Here is a 17,942-nt window from a genome sequence, read left to right on the forward strand (position 1 = left end):
GTATGTATCAAATCTTTGCCTTCGTCGATGGGCAGTTCAAGGCGCCGTTGGAGAACTTCATATCGTCAGGTACGTCGAATATCGCCAGCTGGGTCACCGGGCCATTGACGGCGGCATTGACACTTTATGTCATCCTCTACGGCTTCCTGATCCTGCGGGGATCAGTCCACGAACCGATCATGGATTTCGCCTTTCGGGCAATAAAGCTTGCTATCATCCTGATGCTGGTCACGAATGCTGGCGAGTATCAGACTTATGTCGGCAGTGTCTTCTTCGACACCTTGCCCAAGGAGATTTCACAGGCGTTGAACTCCGGCACGATTCCAAGCGCCTCGACCTTCGACAGCCTATTGGATAAAGGTCAGAAATGCGCTCACGAGATCTGGGCGCGCGCCTCATGGGGCGTCGACATCGTCACCGGCTTCGGTGGCATGCTGGTCATCTTGGCAAGTTTCGTGGTTGCCGCGATCGGCTATATTGTCTCGCTTTATGCCCGTCTCGCACTGGCGATCGTGCTCGCTATCGGCCCGATTTTCGTAGCGCTCGCCATGTTCCGCTCGACACGCCGCTTTACCGAAGCCTGGATCGGGCAACTCGCCAACTTCGTGATCCTGCAGGTACTGGTCGTGGCGGTTGGCTCGCTACTCATTAGTTGCATCGATTCCACCTTCACAATGATCGAGAGCTACAGCGACGTACTCATGCGACCGGTTGCGCTCGGCGCCATTTGCCTTGCCTCTCTCTACGTTTTTTATCAGCTTCCAGGCATCGCCTCGGCGCTTGCCGCGGGCGGAGCGTCGCTCACCTACGGCTATGGCGCGGCACGCGACGCGCATGAAGGCACGCTTGCCCGAGGTGCTACCTACATGGCGCGAGCGACTGGTCGGGGTGCACGTGCCGTTGGCCGCAGCTTTCGTTCCCAAAGAGCCGGCTGATGTGGAACTTCAAGCAAATAACAAGATGGTTGACGATGATCCGAATATTCGTGCTTTTTTGTGTGGCATCAACGCTCGGCGGTTGCGCGTCACATTCCTATCCCCTGCCCAAATGCGACGGCTATTCGCGTCGGCCGCTCAATCGCGCCATGTGGCAATGGAGCGGCGATAGTCGGTCCACACCACAACCGCCTCGCTCTTCATCGGCACAGTCCGGTGGCAAGCCACCTGCCTACGTCGAGGAAAAACCGGATATCGTTTCCGCCGCCTTCGCGCATTTTGATGTCGGCCACTCCTATCGCCCATGCGGAGGGCAGCGGTGATGGTGACGACGGACAGTCTCATGGATTATTTCGATAAGGCCCGGCGCTTCGACCAGGATCGCATGATCCAGATGGAACGTTCGGCTCGGATTGCTTGGTTCGTAGCCACCGGGGCCGGCATTCTTGCGGCGACTTCGATCGTTGCAATCGCAGGTTTGACACCGCTGAAGACGGTCGAGCCTTTTGTCGTGAGAGTCGACAATTCCACCGGTATTGTCGATGTCGTTTCGGCACTCACGTCGACCGCAGGCACCTACGACGAAGCTGTGACCAAATATTTTGCCGCTCGCTATGTTCGTGCCCGCGAGGGTTATGTCTGGAGTGAGGCGGAGGAGAATTTTCGCACGGTCTCGCTACTCTCAACGGCGCCGGAACAGACCCGCTTTGCCGCAATTTATCGCGGTGGCAATCCGGATTCCCCGCAAAATATCTACGGTCGCGGCGCCACGTCACGGATCAACATCGTTTCCATCTCGCTGATCAACGCCAATGTCCTGTCTGTTCGCTATATGCGTACCATCACCCGCGATGAGGAGACCCATACGACCCATTGGGTGGCAACGCTTACCTTCTCCTATGTGAATGCTCCAATGTCCTCGACCGACCGGCTGATAAATCCGCTCGGCTTCGCCGTCAGCGACTATCGATCCGATCCGGAGGCCATCAATTGAAACATCTGAAACATCATTGTTTGATTGCACTGCTTCTGACTGCTGGCTGGCCATCGGCAGCCCTTGCACTGCTTCTGACTGCTGGCTGGCCATCGGCAGCCCTTGCACTGGAAACGCCGCGCGGCGCATCCCAAGACAGTCGGATCCGTTTCGTCGACTATCAGCCTTACAATATCACCAGGATCGTGGGCTCGCTGCGTTCCTCCGTCCAGGTGGAGTTTGCCGCCGACGAGGAAATCGCCCATGTAGCGCTTGGTAATACGGTCGCATGGGAAGTGGCGCCGGCCGGCAATATACTCTTCCTGAAGGCGCGAGAGAACCAGCCCGTCACGAACATCTCCGTGGTCACGACACGTCGTGACGGTTCGACGCGCAGTTACCAGATGGAGTTGACGGTCCGAGACGGTCCGGTTGCCGCCGGCCAGGACACTTACTTCTATGTCAAATATCGCTATCCAGCCGATGATGCCGAGCGCCGTCGTCGGGAGGCACTCGCGCAAACCCAGGCAGCACAAGCTGGACAAGCCGACACAGTGCTGGCTTTGCATGAGCAATATGGACCACGCAATTGGCGTTATTCAGCGCAGGGATCAGGAGCGTTGGAGCCGAACGCTGTTTATGACAACGGCAAGATCACGACCATCGCCTTTACCGGCAATCAGGAAATCCCGGCAATCTATATGGAAAACTCCGACGGCACCGAGAGCCTGGTACCTAAGTCGGTTTCCGGTGACCTCGTGCTCGTTCATGCGATCAGTCGCAAATTTATCCTGAGGCGGGGACGAGACGTGCTCTGCATCTTCAACGAAGCCTACGATCCGACGGGCGTCGATCCGAACACCAATACAACATCACCTTCGGTGGAGCGCGTCATGAAAGCGCAGGCCCCAAGCGCTGCAACAGGAGGAGCCCATGGCGGATGAGGCGGAATACCCTATCCCAGGTGAGCGCGCCGAGACGGATGTCAACCAGCGAACTGAGGGCCGTCCATTCCTGAAGCGCGGTGGCGTGGTTCTAGCGATGGTCGCCTTTGTTGCGTTTTCGCTGTGGTCGATGCGTGACCGGCAAAAGGCTGAGACGAAAGAGCCCGACCATGTCGTCATTCGCCAGACGGCTGACTTCGAGCCGGCGAAGGAAGAGGTAAAGCCGGCCACACCCCTTCCTGAGGTGTTGCTACCGACGCCTGCATCAAAGGAGCAGGTCACACCCGCTGAGGACACCTTGTTGGACTCCGCCCGGCGTGCGCCCGTCATGGCCTATAATGGACAGCAGTCATCATCGCAACGCCGCGACACAGCAGCCGCGATGTCGCAAGACCCCGGCTCCAATTACCTGCCCGTTCCTGGCAGCCTTGGGGGCGCCCAACCTGAAACCGAGGACCAGCGGTTCAACAGGATGTTGACGCCGACTCATCTGGAAGGATCACGCGCCGGCACGCTCGGCAACCGCGACTTCATTGTCGCTATGGGAACTTCCATTCCATGCGTGCTCGAGACGGCGCTCGCTTCCGATCAGCCGGGCTTCGCCAGCTGCGTCATCAATCGCGATGTTCTTTCCGACAACGGCCGCGTGGTCCTGATGGAGAAAGGAACTCAGATCGTCGGAGAATATCGAGGCGGCTTGAACCGGGGCCAGAAGCGCCTGTTCGTGCTTTGGAATCGCGCAAAGACGCCAAAAGGTGTGATTATTACACTCGCCTCGCCTGCGACCGACGCACTCGGGCGGGCGGGCATGGATGGCTATGTTGACACGCATTGGTGGGAGCGCTTCGGCAGTGCCATACTGCTCTCCATCGTCGGGGACGCGACGACCTATGCCGGCAGCCGGCTGCAGGATAGTGACGTTCAAGCGCAGAATACGGCGACGGCTGGCCAGCAGGCGGCAGCGATCGCCGTCGAGCAATCCATCAATATTGTGCCGACATTGACAAAGCATCAAGGCGAACTCGTCTCGATTTTTGTCGCCCGCGATCTCGATTTTTCCGACGTCTATAGCCTGCGTGTCACCGAACCCCGCAACAGGATCCTCGATCGCGCGGTATCGGGGGATTTCGGGCCTCGATCAACGCTCGTGACCAAGTAGGGCGGAAGATGGCGGAAGCTTCAGATGCTCGTGTGGTGCGTGAATTGCTTTTGCCATTGTCTCGCTTCCTGAAGGACACGTCGCTGTATGAGATCGTCGTTAACCGCCCAGGTGAAGTCCTGACCGAGGGAACGGAGGGATGGCGACGCCATGCGCTGCCGGATCTTAGCTTCGAGAAGCTCATGCGTCTGGCCCGGGCCATTGCAAGCTATTCGAACCAGGCAATCGACGAGGCCCGGCCAATCCTGTCGGCCACCTTGCCAGATGAAGAGCGGATTCAGATTGTTGTTCCGCCGGCAACGAGCAAGGGCACGGTCAGCGTCACGATCAGAAAGCCGTCGTCGGTGACGCTGACGTTGGATGATCTCGAAAGGGGTGAATTATTTTCCAATGTCTCCTCGTCGAACCGTCATAGCGAATCCTCAGATGCGAGATTGGACAAGATCCTCAAGGCAGGCGATTACGCGACGTTTCTGCGTGCGGCGGTTCTTGCGCGCAAGAACATTATCATCTCGGGGGCGACCGGATCGGGCAAGACCACCCTGTCGAAGGCATTGATCCGGCATATCCCGGAGCATGAGCGGATAATCTCGATCGAGGAGACGCCGGAGCTAGTCATCTCGCAGCCCAATCACGTCAAGCTTTTCTATTCGAAAGGAGGGCAGGGGCTGGCGAAAATCAGCGCGAAAGATCTGCTCGAATCGTGCCTCAGGATGCGACCCGATCGCATTCTTCTACAGGAGCTGCGCGACGGCTCGGCCTTCTACTACATCCGCAATGTCAATTCAGGACATCCTGGATCGATCACAACGGTGCATGCCGATTCTGCGGCGCTGGCACTTGAGCAACTGACGTTGCTCGTAAAAGAGTCGGAGGGAGGTCGTGACCTTGAGCGCGGCGATATTCATGGTTTGCTGAAGGTCGCGGTCGATATCATTGTCCAGTGCAGGCGGATCGACGGGAAGTTTCGGGTGAGCGAGATTTACTTTGAGCCGTGATCGAGCGGAGAAATGACTAGTTCCTGCATTTTGGTTTGTTCGCTTCAGCCGAGGTTCCTTGTAAACGGAAAACAGGCCTAACCGATTTTCTAGAGCTTTCCTTTTCTTCGGGTTCAAGCGAACCGCCTCGCTCATCGGAAAACTGAGCTGAAAAATGGCCGATGTGAATGCGAATTCGGGTACGTGAGCGCTCTCCAGGGCCACACGCCGTCTTTCGTCGCGCAGCCTCGTAGTTGCCCGCAGGTTATCCGAAAAATATCGAGAGCATTGGCGTGCAAATACTTTAATTTCGCGGTGGCGAGCCGGTCGGTCGCAGCATCATCGACTTGGCAATGACGCTTTTAGTATGTTGTTGAGCGAAAAGGCGATTTCGTCAGTCGCTTTGGGATTCTAATTGATTTTCTATAACGGCCTCCGTTATTAATCGATTTTCGATAAAAACTTACGGTTTCGATGAGGCTTATGCCCACTGTTAATCAATTTTCGATATGGTTAATCGTATATAAGCGTTTTTCGATGCGAATAACTGATTTCCGATGTAAGCGATTTTCGATATTATGCCTCGAAAATAATCATCTTTCGATGGTGTAACTTGTTTTTCGATGAGGAAGGAAGTCGGCATGACAGCCAATCCCGCAAATCCAACGGTCTTCCAAGAACGTATTGTGCCAATGGATACGGTCCCCGTTGGGTATGCAGCTCTCGTTCAGAAATACGGAATTGCAGCCCCTGTTCGTCACCCCTCATGCGTCGCGAAGGGCTTCGTCTATGGCTCGAGGAGAGCACATGAGGATTGGACGATCTTCGACAAGCGCTTCGCTCCAGAGGACAGCTTGCTTGGACATCTGTCTTTCGCATTGAGGCACGAGACGATCGATCTGTTGATCCTAAAAAAGCTATTTCACATCGTCCCGGCAAGTGAGATCGCAGCGCTGATCGAAGCCGAACCGACGAGCAGTGCGACGCGCAGGATCTGGTTTTTCTATGAATGGCTGACAGGTACGCGCCTTGACATTCCGGACGCGGAACGGGGGAACTATGTTGAAGCGCTTGACACCGCGAGCTACTTCACATCGTCCCCCGTGAATTCGCCCCGTCACCGCGTGCGAGACAATCTCCTTGGCACACCAGCATTCTGCCCCGTATTAAGGCGTACCGAATATCTCGTCGACACGGTCGCCCACCGCTGGGACGCTGAAGCCAAAGAGCTCATCGGAAAGATCGGAAAGGGGATCGTTACGCGCGCGGCAAGCTTTCTGCTTCTGTCGGATAGCCAGGCATCCTACCAGATCGAAGGCGAACGCCCGCCGCGAAGCCGCCTCGAGCGTTGGATGAGGGCTGTTGCTCAAGCGGGAAAGCGGCCGATCACAGTGGACGAACTCGTGCGCCTCCAGCACATTGTGATCGAGGAGAGCCGGTTCATCAAGCGCGGGCTGCGAGACGCCGGCGGCTTTATTGGCGATCGCGACTGGAACGACGATCCTCTCCCCGAATTCATTTCAGCCCGGCACGAAGACATTAGCGATCTGCTCGGAGGGATCATAGCCGCAGGAAGCAGGATGGCGGAGAGTGGGGTCGATGCCGTACTTCAAGCCTCGGTCATGGCCTTCGCCTTCGTCTTCGTCCATCCCTTCGAAGACGGAAACGGTCGCCTGCATCGGTACCTCATACACCATGTTCTGTCTGAGCGCGGATATACGCCCGCTGGCATGATTTTTCCCATTTCTTCCGTACTTCTTGAACGCCAGGAGGAGTATGGCGAGCGCCTGCGCGGTTACACCGGACCGCTGTTGCCCTTTATCGAATGGGTGCCGACACCGGAGAAAAACGTGAGTGTCCTCAACGACACTGCCGATCTCTACAGGTTCGGGGATTATACGAAGTTGACGGAATTTCTCTATGCTTGCGTCGTACAGACGATCAGGCATGACCTGCCAAATGAGATCGATCACCTCGCGCGCTTCGATGAAGCGAAGGGACGCATTCAGGATTTCCTTGAGATGCCGGACGGGATGATCTCCAGTCTCATCAATTTCATCCGTCAGAACGAGGGTACGCTTTCCAAGAAGCGGCGCAGTCGTGAATTCGAAAAGATGACGGACGAGGAGGTAACGTCAGCGGAAGCGGTGGTTCGCGACGCCTTCGACATCAGCCTATCGAATGAGGATGGCGCGCCCAAAGGCCCGCTCGGCTAGGCTCAGCCTTTCCAATAGGGCCAGCACGTCGATCGACGGTTCAAGCGGTAATGGGGGGCGGCACGAAGGCGCGCACGATTCGCCCGCTATAGGGGTCTCGACGAAGCGGCCTAGCCGAAGGTTAGAAGCTGAAACGGACATGTCCAATTACGAGAGTGCAGTGTTATTTAAGCAATTGGCTCCTGGCTTAAATAGGGGCTGAGCTAAGTTAAGCGCCCTTAAATGGCGGAGCGATACCATTTTGGGCGGGTAGCTGTGTCAGCGAATGGCTTCTTCGGGCTCAGCGGACGATGCTCAACCACCGATATGGAGGAAGGTATTCGATCGGCGTTTACAAGGTCTGCTAGACATCACCGCTTTGGCAGAGGGTGCATTTTCGGAACCGAATACTTCCTGCATGCGCAGGACGCGGATTTGTCGGGAACGATCCTGGCCCGATACGACATAGATCGAACGTTTTGTCACCAATCGCGAAGAAGGGTGATCTCAAGGCGCTGAGTTTGCTTGTGATGAAATGTTGCCTAGATCATCCAACGATGAACTTGAATTCCGCCTCGCGTCAAAAACGACTTCTCGCCGGCAGCGTTCGAACTTTTCCACCACCAAACGCGCTAGTTTCTACGCTTTTCACGCGGGGGCCATCAGTCGCTCTTCGTGCGTCGTAGCTCGGCGGGTATGGACGGCTTTGGAGGCCTCGGTGCCCGACCTGAGAGATAGGTGACGAATTGTACCGGAGATATGGGTGGTAACACTTTCGGCTTTTTGGCGGGAGGTGTTGATGCCGTGGAGAGAGCCTTCGGTGATCGAGGAACCTCTACGCTCTGTCGCCCGGCTGCTGGAGGCGAAGGCATGAGCGATGTGTGCCGGGAGTTCGGGATCTCGCCCAAGACCGGCTACAAGGTTTTCAACCGCTACAAGGACGATGGCCTGGAGGCGCTGACGGATCGGTCACGGCGGCCTGTGCGCTATGCCAACCAGCTACCCGAAGCAGTCGTGCAACTATCATGCTCACGCTCTCACGGCCGCTTCTTGCCGTTCCCCTTTAGAGATCGTCAAATACTCCCCCTTCAGCCGCATGTGACACCAGCAGGCGAAGGCGGAGCTTGCGAAGGCCAGGCTTTCGCCGATCGCCAGGCGGTTGTTGGAGTTGCTGAGGAGCGTCAATGAGAAAAAGAAAAGGCAGGCGATATAGGCGTGCCATGCGGCGCGCGGAATAATGCCGGCCGTGCGGGCGCGCCAGACGGCGCGGATGAAGGTGGCGAGCATAAAGCCCATGATTGCCGCACCGAACAGGCCGTAACGTACTAGGATTTCCAGATAGCCGTTGTGCAGCAGCGTGTACTGAACATGCGAGTAGCGCGTCTCGGCCCAGCGTTCGAGCCACCGATTGCCCCAGCCGAAGATCGGCGCCGATGAAAAGACTTCCCAGCTGTTCGACCAGAGCTGCAGGCGTTCGTCCATCGACACCGGTGTATTGCTGGAGCTGATGGCGTTTGAAACCACGCCGCCCATCTCATGGCCATTGGCCACATTTTCGACCATGGAAAGGGCTGCCGATACAGTTGGGCCGGCCGTTTTGTCCAGATTGTGCCTGACGCCATAGATCCCTGCGATCAACAGGGCCGCGACGGCGATAATAATGATGGCACCGCTCCTCAGGCGCAGGTAGGTCAGCGTAATGAGCGCAAGGACAGGCAGTGTGATGCCGAGTGCCAGCCAGACGCCTTTCGACTTGGCACCGTAAATGGCGATGAAACAGAGCGCGAAGATGAAGGGCGACGCGATATAGGCGAAGCGGGCGATCCGGCGGTCGCTCGATTTGTTCGTTAGGTAATGCAACAGCCAGAATAGGGTGAAGATCACGATCATGCCGCAGGCGACGGCGCCGTGGATCTGGTTGTTCATAATCAGGGGGCGGATGGTTTCGCCGGCAAAGACCTCGCGCAGATGCTGAGTGGCGACCAGCATGACGAGCACCACGGCGAAATAGGCCGCGACGATCTTTTCCATCAGCTCTTCGTAGAGCAGGAAGGCGACGCCCATGATGGGGAAGAAGAAGGGGAAGGCATAGAGCCAATCCGAAGCGCCGATATCGTGCTGCGGCGTCAGCCAGAAGGTGATGAAGAAACGCGCCATGACATAGAAGGCCCAGCCCATGCAGAGCCAGCCGATCCAATCGGTGCGCGGCCGTATCGGCGCCTTCATATAGTAGTAGAGGGCGATCAGAGAGAGGAGCGCGGTGGCATACCGGTAGGCGTCGCTCTCGACGACGGTCGGCGAAGCGACAAGCAGCCAGAGAATGCCGCCGATGATGGCGAGCGGCTTCGTCATGTTGCTTCCTGCCTTCGTGACGCCGATCGGTTCGGCTGCAAGATCAGCATGCGGTTTGTTGATGCGCGAGTCGTCCAATGTCGTCATCCGCCTTTGTCCAGAATCGTTTCACCATCCGGCATTCCTCGCCCCGTCACGGGCCGTATGGTCGCAAAGGGGCAGGAATACGGCAATTTTCCCGCGCCGTTGTGTCACTGATGCCGATTTCGCTGATTGTTTGTCAATGAGCAACTCCGTCGCGCCGGACCACTTTCAATACCGTAAGGAAAATGATCTTCAGATCGAAAAGAAAGGAGCGTCGGTGCAGATAGTCCTCGTCCAGCGCCACCTTCTCGGGGATCGGCAGCTCGTCGCGGCCGTTGACCTGCGCCCAACCGGTCAAGCCCGGTAGCAAAGCGTCGACGCCACGTTCCGTGCGCAGTGCGACGAGATCGTGCTGGTTGAATAGCGCCGGGCGCGGGCCGACGATGCTCATCTCGCCTCTCAGGATGCACCAAAGCTGCGGCAACTCGTCGAGGCTCGACTTGCGCAGGAAGGAGCCGATCGGCGTCAGATAGATCTTGGGGTCCTTCAACAGATGGGTCGCAACCGCCGGCGTATCCGTACGCATGCTTCGAAATTTCGGCATGCGGAAGATCTTATTTTTCCGGCCGACCCGATCCGACCAATAGAGGATCGGACCAGGTGAGGTCAGACGCACTGCAAGTGCGACGATCAGGATCGGGATGAAAAAAACGATGGTCGCGGCTAGAGCGGCGAGAAAATCGAAAAGGCGCTTGGCGATCGTATAAAACATCGTCTCTTGTCGTTGCATCACCCTCTGTTCTGAGGGTGATCAAGGTCGTCAGTGTTCCGTCCATCTCATATCGCGATTTCAAGCACAACCAGTCCCGGCAAGATTCCCCGCCCTTGTTCTAAGCAGACATCCCGTGCAAAGCATGTCCCAATTAATCATGGTGCGGAAAAGTGGAGGCAGCTGGCGGATGATCCTGGTGACGGGTGCGACGGGTTTTGTCGGACAAGCTCTGTGCACGGAGCTTTCCCGCCGGCGAATGGAGTATCGGCCGGTCAGCCGCAACTCCCGCCCAGGCTTCGTCGCCATCGGGACGATGGATCGCGATACGGATTGGACCGATGCGCTTGCCGGCGTCGATGTCGTCATGCATCTGGCGGCCCGCGTCCATGTCATGAACGAGAGCGCCGCCGATCCCTTGGCTGCGTTCCGAGCCGTCAATGTCGATGCGACCGTCAACCTGGCGCGACAAGCCGCGGCCGCGAGCGTAAAACGCTTCGTCTTCCTGAGCTCGATCAAGGTCAATGGCGAGGAGACGGCGGAGGGGGAGCCTTTCAAGGCTTCCGATATACCGAATCCGGAAGATGCCTACGGCCGCTCGAAACTGGAGGCGGAGGAGGCCTTGCTCGCGATATCAGCGGAAACGGGCATGGAGGTCGTCATCATTCGGCCGCCGCTCGTCTATGGTCCCGGCGTTAAGGCGAATTTCGCAAGCTTGATGAGGTGGGCTGCGCGGCCGTTTCCCTGGCCGTTTGGGGCGGTTCGAAACCGCAGGTCGCTCGTTTATATCGGCAATCTCGTCGATTTCATGCTGCTCTGCGCCAGCCACTCTGCCGTCAGTAATCGTGTATTCCTGGTCAGCGATGGCGAAGATCTTTCGATTGGCCAGCTGATCTCCAAACTATCTCTGGCTGCAGGGCGCAAGGCTTGGATACTACCGCTGCCGCCTGCGCTGCTTGAGGGACTTGCCGCAATTCTGGGACGTCGAGCCGCCGCGCGGCGATTGCTTAGCTCGCTTCAGGTCGATATTGGCGAGACGCGGGCGCTCACCGGCTGGTCGCCGCCTTACTCCGTCGAAGAAGGGTTGGCGGCAACGGTCGCCGGCGGGGATAAAGGCGCGCTGAGCTAGCGTTTCAGCCTTACAGACTCCAGACTGAGTGACCTTCCAGCAGAGGATTACTCCGATCGAGAGCTGCCTTCACGTCGACGACGACGCCGTTCTCGCTCAAGAGATCGAGGATAGTGGCTGCACCTTCGGCCAGATAGGATTTATGGGGAACGGCAAGCACGACGGCATCAAGCTTGCCGAAATCCTTCAGCTCCATCAGGCGAATGCCGTATTCCTCCTCGGCTTCCGCATGGCTCGCCATCGGATCGTGCACCAGCGGCTCCAGGCCGAACTGATGCAGTTCGCTTATAATGTCGGGAACGCGGCTGTTGCGCAGGTCAGGCACATTTTCCTTGAAGGTCAGACCGAATATGCCGATGCGCGCGCCATTGATCGGCTTTTTCGCCGCAACCAGCATCTTGATGAGCTTCTGGGCAATGAAGGCGCCCATTCCGTCATTGATGCGGCGGCCGGAGAGGATGACTTCGGGATGATAGCCGAGCTCTTCTGCCTTGGCAGTCAGATAATAGGGGTCGACGCCGATGCAGTGGCCGCCGACCAGGCCGGGAGTAAAGGGCAGGAAGTTCCATTTCGTCCGTGCCGCCTTTAAAACATCGGCGGTGCGGATATCCATTTTCTCGAAAATGATCGAAAGCTCGTTCATCAGTGCGATGTTGACGTCGCGCTGGGTGTTTTCGATCACCTTGGCGGCCTCGGCCACCTTAATACTCGGGGCGCGATGAATGCCCGCCTCGACCACGGCACCATAGATGGCGGCGATCTTTTCCAAGGTTTCCGCATCATCGCCGGCGACGACCTTCACGATGCGCTCAAAGGTGTGTTCCTTGTCGCCAGGGTTGATTCGTTCCGGCGAATAGCCGACATGGAAATCCTCGCCCTGGCGCAGCCCGGAAACTTCCGCCAGCACCGGGCCGCAGACCTCTTCGGTAACGCCGGGATAGACGGTCGATTCATAGACAACGATCGAACCCTTGCGCAGGACTTTGCCGACGGTGCGCGAGGCGGAAATCATGGGCCGCAGGTCGGGCTGGCGGTTCCGATCGATCGGCGTCGGCACGGCAACGATGAAGATATCGCGATCCTTGAGATCCTCGATCTCGCTGCTGATGTGCAGTCCGCTCGACCGCAGCCGTTCAGAAGAAATCTCCCGGGTATCGTCCTTGCCCGCCTGCAGCGCAGTGACGCGAGAGGCTTTGATGTCGAAGCCGACCACATCATGGAATTTTTCGGCAAGCGCAATCGCGACAGGTAGGCCAACATAACCGAGGCCAATGACGGCAATTTTTTCGTTCAACACAACATACCTCGAACACTCCGCCTGAATTAGCCCGAATTTGAAGCTGATGTCAGCGCCTAATATTTGCCCTCGGGATCATTTCAGCCGCAGTCGCATGAATGTGATGACCGGTCGGTCACTTTGAAACAAGTGTGAAACGGCGGCATTGCGGCATTTCGTGACAAGAGTTTCAGGTGGGTGATGGGACGTCTATCGAAACTTTCTGATTTCGAACCTATTTATTGGGAGTGACTTCATTTCTTTGAAAGCGTATTCGCAATGCGAAACAGCTATCTCAAACATCTGCGCACACAGCGCGAGCAGCTTGAAGCCAAGCTTGAGCTGCACATTGCCCGCTATTGTTTTGGCGAAGGCGAGGTGGACGACGGTACCGAGGCGGAGCTCCGTCAACGCATCGCGGAAATCTCCGACGAGATTGCCGCTCTCGAGGCCGAGCGCGCGGAGTAAGATTTGCGCGCGCCACCTCACTTTATCGTCATGCTAGGTCCTTGCTTTCCGAATTCGTCATGCGTGCATCGGCGCGGAACGCTTCCATACCAATCTTGTGTAGATGGCGGTATTGCGCGGTATCAGGCGGGATCCGGCTCGCCTCGATCAAGGCGCCGAGCAGGAACGCACGATCGGCCTTTCGCAAGCCAGCCTTGATGATCAATCCGCCGAAGATCATCTTTTCGCGCGTTTCGCGCTTGCGATCTTTTATCATGTCACGCTGCTGCCTGCGTTCGAGAAGCATAATCCGCTGATCTAGCCTCTTAAGTGGATGCGCCCGTTTTCCTTTTTTCACCGTCGCGAAATCGCGCTGTGATTTCGGCGAGAACCTCATTGAGCTCGGCGTCGGAAATGTCCAGTTCCGCGAGACCTGCCCTCCGTGCCGCGCTAGCGAAACGTTCATTGGCCTTGGCGACCATCCTCTTGCGCTTCTCCCTGAGCAGCTCGATCTGCGTGTCCATCTCGGAAGCCGTGCTTCTTGCACGCATGCCCTGTCCTTTCTTTCATCGGGATCAAATCTAATGGAATCTTTTATACTGCATTAAATGCAGTAGTCAAATGGACTGAAATAATATAGGAAAGTGGAATTCATCCTAGAAAACCGGCCTATTATGGGCCTTTTCGCCAGGTCTCTCGATATCTATGCGGTACCGATGTGCTGGAAAAGGAAGAGTCAAATTTGGCTATTATGTTTTTGAGAGCGAAAATGATCAGCCGCGGAGCGGGACAGAGCGTTGTCTCGGCTGCTGCCTATCGGCATCGTACCAAGATGACGGATGAGCAGGTGGGGACCAAGTTCCGCTACTCCGCAGGCGCGGCCGAACTCATATACGAGGAACTCGCTCTTCCTGATGATACGCCGGCATGGTTGCGAGTTTTGATCGACGGACGATCGGTTGCCGGCGCCAGTGAAGCGCTCTGGAATGTTGTCGATCGTTTCGAGACCCGGTGCGATGCACGGCTTGCGCGCGAGATCATCCTTGCCCTTCCAAACGAGCTCAGCAGGACGGAGAATATTGCGCTGGTGCGCGATTTCGTTCGCGAGAACCTCCTGTCGTGCGGAATGGTTGCAGACTGGGTCTATCACGATAAGAAGGGAAATCCGCACGTCCACGTTATGACCACACTGCGTCCGCTGACCGCGGAAGGGTTTGGGCCGAAGCAGATCGCTATCGTCGACGACACCGGCGAGCCTCTGCGCCTCAAAAGCCCAGATAGGCCGAAAGGAACAATCATTTACCGTCCGTGGGCAGGCAACAAGGAAACGATGGAGGAGTGGAAGCTTGCCTGGGCTCAAACGCTAACGCGCCATCTGGCACTTGCCGGTCACGATATCCGCATAGACGGCCGCTCCTACGAGGAGCAGGGATTGCGGGGAATGGGGCGGCGCCATATCGGTCCTGCCCGTACGGCGCTTCTACGCAAAGGTGCCAATGTCTATTTCGCGCCGGCGGCATTGGCACAGCGTTACGAGACGGCGGAACGCCTCACTGCCGACCCCGGGCTACTGCTTAGGCAACTCAGCAATGAGCGCTCGACCTTCGATGAAACCGAGATTGCCCGCGCCCTGCACCGCCATGTTGATGATCCAATCGTCTTTGCCAATATCCGCGCGAAACTGATGGCGTCTGAGGAATTGGTAATGCTGCGGCCGCAGAAGGTGAGTGCGGAAACTGGTGCGGTCGAGCTGCCGGCAGTCTTCACGACGCGCGCGACGATCAGAACCGAATTCCACATGGCGCGGTCGGCATTCAATCTCTCGAACATCGGTGGCTTTGCGGTATCACCTTCCCAAGTTGATGCTGCGATTGTTGAGATTGAGGCGGCGCCCGACAAGGCCATTCGCCTTGACCCTGAGCAGCTCGATGCGGTTCGGCATGTCACAGCTGATAGCGGCATTGCCGCAGTCGTCGGTATTGCGGGCGCTGGCAAATCGACATTGCTGAGCGTGGCACGTATTGCCTGGGAGCGAGACGGCAGGCGCGTCCTCGGAGCGGCGCTCGCCGGTAAGGCGGTGGAGGCATTGAATAGCAGTTCCGGGATCCGTTCGCGTACAATTGCCGCTTGGGAGCTTGCCTGGAAAAACGACTATGACCTGCTGCAGAAGGGCGACGTGTTGGTTCTAGACGAAGCTGGCATGGTATCGTCGCAACAGATGGCGCGTCTTCTCAAACGCGTCGAGGATGCGGGCGCGAAAGCAGTTCTTGTTGGCGACGCAATGCAACTTCAGCCGATCCAGGCGGGGGCTTCCTTCCGTGCCATCATCGAGCGGATCGGCTTTGCCGAATTGGTCGGCGTTCGCCGCCAGCGGCACGAATGGGCGCGAGAGGCGTCCCGTCTGTTTGCCCGTGGAAATGTTGAGGAAGCCTTGAAGGCCTATAGCGCCCATGGCCATCTCCTTGAAAGTGACACGCGCAATGATGCGGTTCAACGCATCGTCTCCGACTGGGCCAGCGCTCGCCTTGAGGTCATTGCCAAGGCGCAGGTCGAAGGTCGTAAGTTGCGTGGCGACGAGTTGATGGTTCTGGCCCACACCAACAGCGATGTGAGACGCCTCAACGACGCGATCCGTGCGATCCTGTTGCAACAGGATGCGCTTGGGGAGGGTAGGTCGTTTCGTACAGAGCGCGGCATACGTGAGTTTAGCGAGGGAGACCGGATCATCTTCCTCGAAAATGCACGGTTCGTCGAACCCAAAGCCCCTCACTTAACTGTTCAGCACGTCAAGAACGGCATGTTTGGAACGGTCATATCGACAGCGGGTCGAGGCGGGGTACCATTGCTTTTGGTTCGGTTGGACAGTGGTCGGGATGTCATGTTCTCCGAGGAGACTTATCGCAACGTCGACCATGGCTACGCTGCAACGATTCACAAGACTCAAGGATCGACCTTCAACCGCGCTTTCGTGGTGGCAACAGGCATGATGGACCGACACCTGACATATGTTGCCATGACGCGTCATCGCGAGCGTGTCGATCTTTATGCGGCAAGGGAAGATTTTCAGCCAAAGTTCGAACGGGCCAAGACGACACGCGTCGAGCATGCCACTGGCATCACCGGCGAGGTTGTTGAAATCGGACTTGCGAAGTTTCGCAAGCGGGACGACTCTGGTCCTTCTCCTTATGTCGACGTCAGAACGACCGATGGAACCACGCATCGCCTTTGGGGCGTCAATCTGCCCAAGGCGCTTGAGACGGCCGGCGTCGGGGTCGGGGATATAGTGACCATGCGCAAGGAGGGGACTGAAAAAGTTACCGTTAAAATGCCCGTTGTTGATGAGGAAACGGGGGCGAGGCATTTCGAGGATCGCATTGTCGGCCGCAATATTTGGACGGCATATTCAATTGATAAGGCCGAGGCTCGGATGGAGCAAATTGACGCCGAACACCGCCCGCCGACGCTCTTTGCGCAATTGATTGAACGGCTGTCGCGCCCCGGCGAAAAGACGACGACGCTCGATTTCGAAAACGAGCCGTCTTATCAATCCGTAGCTTTCGATTTCGCACGGCGGCGCGGCATCGACACTATCGCGGAGTATGGTTACGCCGTCGAGTTACAGGTGGAGCGCCTATCCAATTGGCTCACGGCAAAAAGTGATCATGTGGCGCGGCTCTGGCGACGGGCGAACGTGCCCCTGGAGGTGCCAGTCGCAACTTCAGGGGGGAATGCTTTTATTCACTCAACACACGACAGAGACGCCTTGCCCGTTCCGGGGGCGGATGCTTCCGATCTATTACCCGCAGTGAACTCCCTTAGCCCATCGTTTGCAGAAGAGGCGCGTCTCGCCCAACTCACATCTCCTGCGATGTTGCCGGCGGTCACGAAATTCAATGTAAGCCTCGACGAGGAGGCCCGAACACGCGTAATCGAGACTGAGCATTACAAACAGGCGAGAGCAGCACTCACCGCGACTGGGTCCGTGATCTGGCGCGATCCCGCAGCCGCTGTGGCGATGATCGAAGATCTGGTGCATAAGCAGATCGACCCTGAGCGTATTGCACGTGCCGTCGCCACAGAGCCAACTGCCTATGGCCCTTTGCGCGGTAGCGGCAGAACGTTGGATAGGCTGCTCGCTGGTGGCCGCGAGCGTAGGGAAGCTCTGCGGGCGGTTGAAGCAGTTGGTGCTAATGTACGCTCTCTGGGGCGATTTTACTTGAGCGCTTTTGAGGACGAAAAAGCGGCGGTCATGATAGAGCGGGAACGGATGGCAATACCTATTCCGGCGTTGACGAGAACCGCTCAGACAGCGCTGCGACACATTTCGTCCGAGACGGAGAAGAAGCCGCGCGAACTGGCACGATTGGTCCGGTCGTTGTCGGCAGATGTCCGTCAGGAATTTTCTCTCGTTAGCAAGGCGCTTGATGCTCGCTTCGGACCCGGTGTCATTTTGCGCAATGAAGCTGATGCTGCCAACATGGTCTCAAAGTCTCAGCAGACGGACTTCAAGGCCATCCTGGGCCAATTGCGCATGGTCCAACGTGTCGTCGCTACAGATAGGGCAGAAGAGATTATCGCCGAGCGCCAACTTCGAACGATCAACCATGCCCGTGGCGTTGATCGCTGAGAGCATCCGGAGATTTTAGAGGGAACGATAGGCTTATATCCGGACCGACCGGCGCCGCACGGCGATGTTTCGCTTCTCCAGCGCGCAAACGTCTCGACATCGGAGGTCATTCGGCGCGATAAGGTCGGAGACGAT

Annotated in this window: 15 protein-coding genes and 1 pseudogene; 11 read left to right on the forward strand and 5 right to left on the reverse strand. The window is 57.3% G+C overall.

What is annotated here, in order from left to right; genetic code table 11:
• Nucleotides 1–2: 2 nt before the first annotated feature.
• The 8 genes and pseudogenes from FBZ97_RS21105 to FBZ97_RS21145 form a co-directional block, all read left to right on the forward strand.
• Nucleotides 3–935 (forward strand): type IV secretion system protein, encoded by a 933-nt coding sequence (locus FBZ97_RS21105; RefSeq protein WP_113352762.1) that lies wholly within the window; start codon nucleotides 3–5, stop codon nucleotides 933–935.
• A gap of 35 nt (nucleotides 936–970) precedes the next feature.
• Complete coding sequence (locus tag FBZ97_RS34795) at nucleotides 971–1,258, forward strand: hypothetical protein (RefSeq protein WP_145321877.1); 288 nt, start codon at nucleotides 971–973, stop codon at nucleotides 1,256–1,258.
• Nucleotides 1,258–1,929, forward strand: coding sequence for a virB8 family protein (locus tag FBZ97_RS21115; RefSeq protein WP_145322105.1), 672 nt, complete (start codon nucleotides 1,258–1,260; stop codon nucleotides 1,927–1,929). The genes FBZ97_RS34795 and FBZ97_RS21115 overlap by 1 nt, the downstream gene beginning before the upstream one ends.
• Before the next feature lie 68 nt (nucleotides 1,930–1,997).
• On the forward strand, nucleotides 1,998–2,852 hold the full coding sequence (gene virB9, locus FBZ97_RS21120) for a P-type conjugative transfer protein VirB9 (protein ID WP_186449538.1): 855 nt from the start codon (nucleotides 1,998–2,000) through the stop codon (nucleotides 2,850–2,852).
• The gene (virB10, locus tag FBZ97_RS21125; protein WP_113389758.1) at nucleotides 2,842–4,011 is read left to right on the forward strand and encodes a type IV secretion system protein VirB10; all 1,170 of its coding nucleotides are present in this window, start codon (nucleotides 2,842–2,844) and stop codon (nucleotides 4,009–4,011) included. Before virB9 ends, virB10 begins: the two co-directional genes overlap by 11 nt.
• An 8-nt stretch (nucleotides 4,012–4,019) precedes the next feature.
• A complete protein-coding gene (gene virB11 / locus FBZ97_RS21130; RefSeq protein WP_145321879.1) occupies nucleotides 4,020–5,009 on the forward strand; it encodes a P-type DNA transfer ATPase VirB11 in 990 nt (329 codons plus the stop codon).
• A gap of 620 nt (nucleotides 5,010–5,629) precedes the next feature.
• The gene (locus FBZ97_RS21135) at nucleotides 5,630–7,204 is read left to right on the forward strand and encodes a Fic family protein (RefSeq protein WP_113367170.1); all 1,575 of its coding nucleotides are present in this window, start codon (nucleotides 5,630–5,632) and stop codon (nucleotides 7,202–7,204) included.
• A 783-nt stretch (nucleotides 7,205–7,987) separates the two neighbouring features.
• Nucleotides 7,988–8,164: pseudogene (locus FBZ97_RS21145) on the forward strand (helix-turn-helix domain-containing protein); the annotation flags it as partial.
• Nucleotides 8,165–8,212: 48 nt separating this feature from the next.
• On the opposite strand, the gene FBZ97_RS21150 reads toward FBZ97_RS21145, so the two are convergent.
• Nucleotides 8,213–9,622, reverse strand: a complete 1,410-nt coding sequence (locus tag FBZ97_RS21150; RefSeq protein WP_113352756.1) for an O-antigen ligase family protein — start codon at nucleotides 9,620–9,622, stop codon at nucleotides 8,213–8,215.
• Nucleotides 9,623–9,755: 133 nt separating this feature from the next.
• A complete protein-coding gene (locus FBZ97_RS21155; protein ID WP_113352755.1) occupies nucleotides 9,756–10,331 on the reverse strand; it encodes a sugar transferase in 576 nt (191 codons plus the stop codon).
• Between the two features lie 187 nt (nucleotides 10,332–10,518).
• Here FBZ97_RS21155 and FBZ97_RS21160 point away from each other — a divergent pair, with 187 nt between their 5' ends.
• Nucleotides 10,519–11,457, forward strand: a complete 939-nt coding sequence (locus FBZ97_RS21160; protein ID WP_145321881.1) for an SDR family oxidoreductase — start codon at nucleotides 10,519–10,521, stop codon at nucleotides 11,455–11,457.
• 10 nt (nucleotides 11,458–11,467) lie between these two features.
• Here FBZ97_RS21160 and FBZ97_RS21165 read toward each other — a convergent pair whose 3' ends face one another.
• Nucleotides 11,468–12,754 (reverse strand): nucleotide sugar dehydrogenase, encoded by a 1,287-nt coding sequence (locus FBZ97_RS21165; protein WP_113352753.1) that lies wholly within the window; start codon nucleotides 12,752–12,754, stop codon nucleotides 11,468–11,470.
• 258 nt (nucleotides 12,755–13,012) lie between these two features.
• Between FBZ97_RS21165 and FBZ97_RS21170 the strand changes: the two genes are divergently transcribed.
• Entirely contained in the window at nucleotides 13,013–13,201 is a 189-nt protein-coding gene (locus FBZ97_RS21170; protein WP_113352752.1) for a hypothetical protein, read from the forward strand.
• 28 nt (nucleotides 13,202–13,229) lie between these two features.
• On the opposite strand, the gene FBZ97_RS21175 is transcribed toward FBZ97_RS21170, so the two are convergent.
• Both FBZ97_RS21175 and FBZ97_RS21180 read right to left on the reverse strand, forming a co-directional pair.
• Nucleotides 13,230–13,457: a conjugal transfer protein TraD gene (locus FBZ97_RS21175; protein ID WP_113352898.1), complete on the reverse strand. Its 228-nt coding sequence runs from the start codon at nucleotides 13,455–13,457 to the stop codon at nucleotides 13,230–13,232.
• Nucleotides 13,458–13,506: 49 nt separating this feature from the next.
• On the reverse strand, nucleotides 13,507–13,731 hold the full coding sequence (locus tag FBZ97_RS21180; protein WP_113352751.1) for a TraC family protein: 225 nt from the start codon (nucleotides 13,729–13,731) through the stop codon (nucleotides 13,507–13,509).
• A 191-nt stretch (nucleotides 13,732–13,922) separates the two neighbouring features.
• Between FBZ97_RS21180 and traA the strand changes: the two genes are divergently transcribed.
• Nucleotides 13,923–17,807 (forward strand): Ti-type conjugative transfer relaxase TraA, encoded by a 3,885-nt coding sequence (gene traA, locus FBZ97_RS21185; RefSeq protein ID WP_145322109.1) that lies wholly within the window; start codon nucleotides 13,923–13,925, stop codon nucleotides 17,805–17,807.
• Nucleotides 17,808–17,942: the final 135 nt, after the last annotated feature.

This window comes from Rhizobium sp. ERR 942 (genome assembly GCF_007828395.1).
GTDB lineage: Bacteria > Pseudomonadota > Alphaproteobacteria > Rhizobiales > Rhizobiaceae > Rhizobium > Rhizobium dioscoreae.